Origin of the sequence: Microbacterium sp. CPCC 204701 (genome assembly GCF_004010105.1) — a bacterium.
Taxonomy (GTDB): Bacteria; Actinomycetota; Actinomycetes; order Actinomycetales; family Microbacteriaceae; genus Microbacterium.
The window spans coordinates 1-8,057 of record NZ_RRYE01000116.1 but is presented as its reverse complement, the minus strand read 5'-3'; the positions used below and the strand labels follow the sequence as shown (position 1 = coordinate 8,057).

General features: G+C 71.3%; 8 protein-coding genes. 4 read left to right on the top strand and 4 right to left on the bottom strand.

All coding sequences use genetic code 11. The features are described from left to right. The 3 genes from EIO58_RS09010 to EIO58_RS09000 all read left to right on the top strand — a co-directional run. A partial coding sequence (locus tag EIO58_RS09010; protein ID WP_127819249.1) for an alpha/beta hydrolase occupies positions 1 to 778 on the top strand: 778 nt, incomplete at its 5' end. An 84-nt stretch (positions 779 to 862) separates the two neighbouring features. After that, a complete protein-coding gene (locus EIO58_RS09005; RefSeq protein ID WP_127819248.1) occupies positions 863 to 1,828 on the top strand; it encodes a cation diffusion facilitator family transporter in 966 nt (321 codons plus the stop codon). A 39-nt stretch (positions 1,829 to 1,867) separates the two neighbouring features. Beyond that, positions 1,868 to 2,797 carry an LLM class F420-dependent oxidoreductase gene (locus EIO58_RS09000; RefSeq protein WP_127819247.1) on the top strand — a complete coding sequence of 310 codons (930 nt, stop codon included), beginning with the start codon at positions 1,868 to 1,870 and terminating at the stop codon, positions 2,795 to 2,797. Here the strand turns inward: EIO58_RS09000 and EIO58_RS08995 are convergent, their stop codons facing one another. Beyond that, positions 2,798 to 3,508, bottom strand: coding sequence for a DUF2306 domain-containing protein (locus tag EIO58_RS08995; RefSeq protein ID WP_127819246.1), 711 nt, complete (start codon positions 3,506 to 3,508; stop codon positions 2,798 to 2,800). Positions 3,509 to 3,589: 81 nt separating this feature from the next. Then, a complete protein-coding gene (gene tadA, locus EIO58_RS08990; RefSeq protein ID WP_127819250.1) occupies positions 3,590 to 4,021 on the bottom strand; it encodes a tRNA adenosine(34) deaminase TadA in 432 nt (143 codons plus the stop codon). A 143-nt stretch (positions 4,022 to 4,164) separates the two neighbouring features. Between tadA and upp the strand changes: the two genes are divergently transcribed. Then, the gene (gene upp / locus EIO58_RS08985; protein WP_127819245.1) at positions 4,165 to 4,797 is read left to right on the top strand and encodes a uracil phosphoribosyltransferase; all 633 of its coding nucleotides are present in this window, start codon (positions 4,165 to 4,167) and stop codon (positions 4,795 to 4,797) included. A gap of 164 nt (positions 4,798 to 4,961) precedes the next feature. Here upp and EIO58_RS08980 read toward each other — a convergent pair whose 3' ends face one another. After that, entirely contained in the window at positions 4,962 to 5,282 is a 321-nt protein-coding gene (locus tag EIO58_RS08980; RefSeq protein WP_127819244.1) for a DUF3467 domain-containing protein, read from the bottom strand. 131 nt (positions 5,283 to 5,413) lie between these two features. Beyond that, positions 5,414 to 8,057, bottom strand: a 2,644-nt coding sequence (locus tag EIO58_RS08975; RefSeq protein ID WP_127819243.1) for an AAA domain-containing protein, incomplete at its 5' end; no start/stop codon positions are given.

Below are 8,057 nucleotides of genomic sequence, written 5' to 3'. Positions count from 1 at the left end.
CGGCGGCGTGATCATGCAGTACGCGCTCGATCACCCGGTGCTGAGCCTCACGCTGCAGGCGCCGGTCTCGCCGTACGGATTCGGCGGGACCCGGCGCGACGGCACGCGCCTGACCGACGACGACGCCGGGTGCGGCGGTGGCGGCGCCAATCCCGACTTCGTGCAGCGCCTGGCCGACCACGACACGTCGGCCGACGCGCCGACCTCGCCGCGCAGCGTCTTCCGCTCCGGCTATGTCGCAGCCGGCTACGAGACCGACCACGAGGACGTCTGGGTCGAGTCGATGCTGACCACCTCGACCGCCACCGGCAACTACCCCGGAGACTCCGCCACCAGCCAGAGCTGGCCGGGCTTCGGAGCCGGCGCGGTGGGGGTGCTCAACACCATGACGCCCGGCCACTTCGATGTGTCGGGCATCGTGGATCTCGCCCACAAACCCCCGATCCTGTGGATCCGCGGCACGACCGACGCCATCGTGTCCGACTCGTCCTTCTACGACCTGAACAACCTCGGCAGGCTCGGAGTCATCCCGGGCTGGCCGGGCGACGACGTCGCGCCGCCGCAGGAGATGGTGTCGCAGACGCGCGATGTGCTCGCGCGCTACGCCGATGCGGGCGGTGAGGTGCGCGAGCTCGCGCTCGAGGGCGCGGGTCATTCGCCGCATCTGGAGCGCCCGGTCGAGTTCCGTCATGCGCTGCTCGAGGCGATCGGCTACGTCGGGCACCCGCAGGATCCGTCACCGCCGACCGAGGCGATCATCCTCCGCTCCTCCGACTGACGCTTCGACGGGCTCAGCGACCGGGAGCGGCTCGGCGACCGAACCGGCCGCGGCGCCGGGTCGCGGCATCCGTAGACTCGTCGCATGAGTGCTTCCGGCGGCGGCAAGGCGATCATCGCGGCGTTTCTCGCGAACCTGGGCATCGCGATCGCGAAGTTCATCGCCTGGTTCCTCTCGGGTTCGGCGTCGATGCTCGCAGAGGCCATCCACTCGGTCGCCGACTCCGGCAATCAGCTGCTCCTCCTCCTCGGCGGCCGCCGCGCCAAGCGTGCGGCCGACCGCGAGCATCCCTTCGGCTACGGCCGCGAGCGGTACGTGTACGCATTCGTCGTGTCGATCATCCTGTTCTCGGTCGGCGGCCTGTTCTCGATCTACGAGGGCATCGACAAGCTGACCCACCCCCACGAGCTCGAGAACGTCTGGATCCCCATCGGCGTGCTCGTGATCGCCATCGTCCTCGAGTCGTTCTCGCTGCGCACCGCGATCCGCGAGAGCAACCACGTGCGTGCGAAGGGGCAGTCGTGGGTGTCGTTCGTCCGGCACGCGAAGGCGCCCGAGCTGCCGGTGGTGCTCCTCGAAGACATCGCCGCGCTCGTCGGCCTGGTGTTCGCACTCGTCGCCGTCAGCCTCACCGCCATCACGCACAACCCGCTCTTCGACGCGATCGGCACGCTCATGATCGGCACGCTGCTGATCCTCGTCGCAGTCACCCTCGGCATCGAGACGAAGAGCCTGCTCGTCGGAGAAGGAGCGACGGATGCCGATCACCGACGCATCGTCGACGCCATCGAGAACGGACCCGAGGTCGAGAAGCTCATCCACATGAAGACGCTGTACCTGGGCCCGGACGAGCTCCTCGTCGCCGCCAAGCTCGGGTTCGCCTCGGACTCGCCGCTGGTGAACGTCGCCGCCGACATCGACCGCATCGAGGCGCGGGTGCGCGCGGCAGTGCCGACCGCGCGCGTGATCTACCTCGAGCCCGACGTCTACCGCCCCGGCGCCGACCGGACTCCCCCGACGGAGGAGTTCGTCATCAAGTCCGCCGACTGACCGTGCCGCGAGCGAGAAGCGCATGGAGTCGAGAAGCGCATGGAGTACTGCCTGTTCACAGAGCCGCAGCGCGGCGCCACGTATGACGACCAGCTCGCCTTCGCACAGACCGGCGAGCTGCTCGGCTTCGACGGCTTCTTCCGGTCGGACCACTACCTGCACATGGGAGGCGACGACGGCCTGCCGGGGCCGACCGACGCGTGGACGACTCTCGCGGGGCTTGCGCGCGAGACCTCGCGCATCCGCCTCGGCACTCTCGTCTCGTCGGTCACCTACCGCGTCCCCGGACTCCTCGCGATCCAGGTCGCCCAGGTCGACGCGATGTCGGGCGGCCGAGTCGAGCTCGGGCTCGGCACCGGGTGGTTCGAGCGCGAGCACCAGGCCTACGGCATCCCGTTCCCCGCGAAGCGGTTCGACCTGCTGGAGGAGCAGCTCGAGCTCATCGCCGGGCTGTGGTCGACCCCGGTCGGCACGACCTACAGCTTCACGGGCGAGCACTACCGGCTGACGGATGCCCCGGCCCTCCCCAAGCCGGTCCAGTCGCGGCTGCCGGTGATCGTGGGCGGCACCGGGCCGAAGCGCACGCCCGAGCTCGCGGCGAGGTTCGCGTCCGAGTTCAACATCGGCTTCCAGCCGGAGCACGTGATCGCCGAGAAGTTCGCGGGCGTGCGTGCGGCGTGCGAACGCATCGGCCGCGATCCCGAGTCGATCAGGCTGTCGGTCGCGCTGCCGACGCTGGCCGGGGCATCCGCCTCGGAACTCGACCGCCGCGCCGCGAACATCGGGCGCACCGTGTCAGAGCTGCGAGGCGACACGAACATCGTGGGCGACCGCGACGAGGTCGTCGCGAAGGTCGAGCGGCTCGTCGGCCTCGGCGCGCAGCGCGTGTACTTCCAGCTCATGGATCTGCAGGACCTCACCCACGTCGAGTACCTGGGCCGCGAGGTGCTCCCGCACTTGCCCCGATGATCAGACGGGGAGCCGGTACGACGGCAGCCCCCGTCGGCGGATGAGCCACTCTGCGAACACCAGGTTCGGGAGCCACGCGAGGAACGGCACCACGGCGTACGCGTTGTCGAAGTCGGGCGTCTGCCCGAACAGCAGCGGTGCGAACACCAGCAGCGGCAGCCAGATCCGCAGGGTCACCGCCGAGTACGTGAGCGCGTAGTTGCGGATCATCCAGGCCTGGTGACTGCGCACCTCGCCGCGCCGGATCGCGCGGTACGCACGCCACCCGGTGACGAGCCACAGCACGGCGAGCGCTGTGAATCCGAAGAAGCCGACATAGCCTGCCGAGCTCGTCGGCGCGATCACGAGGCCGGCGAGACCGCCGACGGCGACCCCTGCCAGGTACACGCGGCCGGCCCATCGGTGCACACGGGGCGCGCGGGCGCGCAGCCCCTTCCAGAACTGCAGCGCGCCCAGCGCGAGCGCGACCGCACCGCCCGCGATATGAGCGTAGAGCGCGGCCTGCACGAACGGCGGCTTGTCGACGTAGTCGCCGGCGAGGCCGGGGCTGCCGGCGAGTGTCTCGAGCGACGCGGTGAAGTAGGGCACCGCGGCATACGCCGCGACGGCCAGCGCGGTGAGCAGGACGAAGATCCAGCCGATGCGGGAGCGGATGCCGCGCGGCCGCGTCCCGGCAGGGGCGGTGCGGACGGGTTCGATGAGGCGGGTCACGCGAGTCACGCTAGGCCCGCCGCGCACCGCCGAGCATGGTGCAGACCCCCGCATCGCCCGCGGCTGTCCCCCGGGCGCGGGTCAGCGGCGTGCTTCGAAGAAGTCCTTCAAGAGAGTGGATGCCTCGGCCTCGCGCACGCCCGAGACGACCTCGGCGCGATGGGGCAGGCGCCGGTCGCGCACGACGTCGTACACCGAACCTGCGGCACCCGCTTTGTCGTCCCACGCGCCGAAGACGACCCGCGAGATGCGCGACTGCAGCACGGCGCCCGCGCACATGACGCACGGCTCGAGGGTCACCACGAGCGTGCAGCCCTCGAGATTCCACGAGCCGATCGCGGCCGCTGCCTCGCGGAGCGCGACGACCTCGGCGTGCGCGGTCGGGTCGTGCGTGACCTCGCGCAGGTTCCGACCTTCGCCGAGCACCGTGCCCGAGGCATCCGTCACGACCGCGCCGACCGGCACGTCGCCCGCGGCCCCCGCGGCAGCCGCCAGCGCCAGCGCCCGCTCCATCGCCGCCACATCGGCCGGGTCGAGGTTCACAGCACGAGGCTATCCTGACACCCGGCCGCAGCCCCGTTCTGTGAGGCGCCCCCGTGAACGGCCGGTCGCCTTCGCGCGGGGAGAAGGGCGAGACGGGCACTACCCTTGGGCGTATGCGCCTGCACGTCGCCGATCACCCCCTCATCACCCACAAGCTCACGGTGCTGCGCGACCAGCGCACGTCGTCGCCGGTCTTCCGGCAGCTGACCGAAGAGCTCGTGACGCTCCTCGCCTACGAGGCGACGCGCAACGTGCGGGTCTCGCCGGTCGAGATCCAGACGCCCGTGACCACGACCACCGGAGTCAAGATCGGCGAGCCGCGTCCCATCGTCGTGCCGATCCTGCGGGCAGGGCTCGGCATGCTCGAGGGCATGGTCAAGCTCATCCCGACCGCCGAGGTCGGATTCCTGGGCATGGTGCGCAACGAAGAGACGCTCGAGCCGTCGACCTACGCCGAGCGCCTCCCCGACGACCTCAGCGACCGCCAGTGCTTCGTGCTCGACCCGATGCTCGCGACCGGCGGGTCGCTCGGCGCGGCGATCGAGTTCCTGTTCCGCCGCGGCGCGCAGGACGTCACCGCGATCTGCCTGCTCGGCGCACCCGAGGGCGTCGCCGCGATCGAGAAGCAGGTGGACGGCCGCGACGTCACGCTCGTGCTCGGTGCGCTCGATGAGCGCCTCAACGAGAAGGGCTACATCGTGCCGGGGCTGGGCGATGCCGGCGACCGCCTCTACGGGACGGTCTGACGCCGACGGCGACCACGCCGCGTCCGAGGGACTCAGGCGCGACACCCGCCCCTCGCCGAACGGATGCCGCGCCCGCGTCCCTCGGACGCGCTGTCAGGCTACGAGTCGGCGTCTGCACACCACACGGGGTTGACATGCCCGGTGCGGTTGTCTAGGGCGCCCGCTCAATCGCCGAGCGGCGGACCCTGAGGGTTGCGGCGACCCGTCTCCTGCTCCCAGAACTCGAGCTGCTGCGTCAGCGCCTTGGCCAGCTCGAACACCTGCTCGGGCGGGATGCGGATGCGGCTCACCACGCGCGCCGGCACGACCGTGTGACGCTGCCCGGTCTCGGCGTCGACCTCTTCGCGCGGCGGCTGCGCGAGCGTGAGGAAGTCCATCACGAACACGGTCGGCGTGTGCCACACGTTCGCGAAGTCCGCGTAGGAGCCTCCGATGAGCTCGGGCGGAAGGTCGATCTCGAACTGGCGCGGTGCCTCTTCGGCCATGGTGCCTCCTGTCCGGGCGCGGAGCCCGTACCTGCACGCGGTCGTGCGGTTGCCGGCGTGCGGCCGGCGCACGTCGTGCGAGGGGTGTCGGCGCGAGTCTACGCGGCGGCCCTCGCGTGCGTCTGCGCGCGTCAGCGACCGACGAGCCGCGCGAAGCCGCTCAGCCGTGCGACGCCTTCGGGAGTGTGGGGCAGGTCGTCGAGCAGCCCGGGCGAGTAGACGACGTATGCGGTGTGCATGGCACGCGAGATCGCGACGTTGAGCCGATTGCGCAGCAGCAGGAACTCCAGGCCCCGAGGGGCGTCGCGTCCGCTCGACGCGGCCAGCGACACGATCGCGACCGCGGCCTCTTTGCCCTGGAACTTGTCGACCGTGCCGACGGGCACGTCGGCGAATCCTGCGGCCGCGAGGGCGGCCTCGACTGCCACCTGCTGCGCGTTGTAGGGCGTGACGACGATGAGGTCGCTCTGCTCGAGAGGGCGGGCCGGCCGAAGCGCTACCCCACCGTCGGCATCGACTGCCACGTCGGTCCACTCCCGCCCGATCAGGTCGGTGACCAGCCGCGCCACCTCGGCCGCCTCTTCGAGGGACTGCGTGGCGTTCCCGTGGTGCCGGAGCGCGAGGGGCACGAGTCCGGGACGGATGCCGTCGATCCGGCGCAGCCCCGTCGACGCGTGCGCCTCGAGCTCGCCTCGGTACGACAGCTCCGACACGGGCGCGGCGACCTCCGGCCGCATGCGCCTGGTCTCGGCGAGGAAGTAGCCGTACTCGGGCGGAACGACGTCGGCGCCGTCCATGACCCACCCGAGTGCGGAGGTGTCGACGGGCGCGGGGTGGGTGCCCTGGCTCACCTGGGGCAGCTGCTGCGGGTCGCCGAGCAGCAGCAGCCGCGATGCGGCGAGCGACACGGCGATCGTCGAGGCGAGCGAGAACTGCCCGGCCTCGTCGACGACGAGGAGGTCGAGGCTCCCGCGCGGCACGCGCCCCTCGTGACTGAAGTCCCACGCGGTGCCGCCGAGGACATATCCGGATGCCTCGTGCTGAGCGGTGAAGGCGGCGACGCCGTTCTTGGGGAGCACGGTGAATGAATGCGTCGCCGACGCGTCTTTCGGGGCTTTGCCGACCTGGGCCGCCGGAACGCCGGCCGCGATGACCCGGTCGAGCAGGTGCTCCACGGTGGCATGGCCCTGCGCGACGACGCCGACCTTGTAGCCGTGCTCGCGCACCAGCCTCGCGATGACGTGGGACCCGACGTAGGTCTTGCCGGTGCCGGGGGGTCCTTGCACGGCGAGGTAGCTGCGGTCGAGGTCGGGTACGGCGCGCGCGATCGCGGCGACGAGGTCGCCGCCCGCGCCCTGCGGCAGCGAGGCGTCGCGCGCTTGCTGTGTTTCGACAGGCTCGACGATCGGTCGAAGCATGCGCGGGGCGCGACGGCACAGGATGTCGGTGGCCGGGTCGGCCGGCAACTGCGGGGCGGCGTCGATCACGGCATCCGCCCACGCGTCGATCGCGGCCTGCTGATTGCCGGCGCGCGGTGGTGCGGGCGGCGTGAGCGCGAGCGGCAGGTCTGCCCACGTGACACCGTCGACCGCGGTCTCTTCGACGATGGCCCCGTCGTCGAGCACCTCGAGCACCGTGACCGAGCGGTACGAGTGGATCCAGCGCGGCGACGCCTCGAACGGGTACGGCGCCGGCAGCTCGTACAGCGCGAAGGGGGTGGTGCCCTCGCTCAGCCGCGTGCCGGGGGCGAGCTCGCCGCGGAGCTCGATGACGCGCCGCTCGCCACCCCGGCCGCTGTCGGCGAAGTGCCAGTCCTCGCGGACGCGGCTGCGGGCGGGATCGATCACCGCGACGTCGCGGGTCTCTTCCCACAGCGACACGGGCTCGCGCAGCCGCAGGAAGTGCGTCGCCCAGAACGACTTCGCCTCGCGCGGGTAGTAGTCGATCGCCGCGGCGCCCAGCCGCAGCGCCCGTGCTTGGACCGAGTCGTCGGGATGCGCGAGCGCGAGCGAGTCGAGAAGGGTCGCCCGAGGCGACGGCTCGTAGGCCTGCTCGTCGGGCTCGGGATTGGGCGAGGGACGGAGGTCGGCCTCGCGCGCGCGGTCGACGAGCCAGTCGCGCAGCCGCAGTGTCGACACGCAGTCGTAGCGGTTGTAATCCGCGAGGTCGTCGAGGATGAGCTGGGCTCCGGCCGCGTCGCCGTCGTCGCGGATCGCGCGGGACTCGACGTAGCGGACGATCGAGTCGTCGCCCTTCTGCACGTCGCTGGTGCGCACCTGGTCGCCCATGTACAGCGGCTCGAGCTTCTTGATCGAGTACGAGCGGGATCCCACGCGCAGCGCGCGCCGGACGATCGGGTACAGGTCGACGAAGACGCCGTCGCGCAGCAGCCGGTCGACGTCGGTCTCGCGCACGCCGTGGCGCGCGGCCATCGCGAGGAGGTGCGTCGGCTCGTACGGCGCGTAGTGGTAGATGTGCATGCCCGGGAACTGCTGTCGGCGGAGGTTCACGATGTCGAGGAAGGTCTCGAGCGCGCGCTTCTCGTCGGCGAACGAATGCGCCCACAGGGCGGTGTACCGCTCCTGGCCGTCGACCCAGCCGAACAGGTAGTCGATGCCCCACTGGGTGGGCTCGCCCGGTGCGGGCGGCTCGGTGTGCAGCGGATCGCCTTCGAAGTCGAAGAAGAGGTCGCCGTGGTCGGGACGCGGCAGCGCGCCCAGGGCGGTGGGCGCCACCACCTCGTACACGGGGACCGGCGGCGCGTCGGCGGCCACC

Bases quoted from the DNA above. Each gene is read 5' to 3' on its own strand.
- EIO58_RS08980 (WP_127819244.1), bottom strand. From the start codon at position 5,282: ATGGCCGAAGAGGCACCGCGCCAGTTCGAGATCGACCTTCCGCCCGAG.
- EIO58_RS09000 (WP_127819247.1), top strand. From the start codon at position 1,868: ATGGAGTACTGCCTGTTCACAGAGCCGCAGCGCGGCGCCACGTATGAC.
- EIO58_RS09005 (WP_127819248.1), top strand. From the start codon at position 863: ATGAGTGCTTCCGGCGGCGGCAAGGCGATCATCGCGGCGTTTCTCGCG.
- tadA (WP_127819250.1), bottom strand. From the start codon at position 4,021: ATGGAGCGGGCGCTGGCGCTGGCGGCTGCCGCGGGGGCCGCGGGCGAC.
- upp (WP_127819245.1), top strand. From the start codon at position 4,165: ATGCGCCTGCACGTCGCCGATCACCCCCTCATCACCCACAAGCTCACG.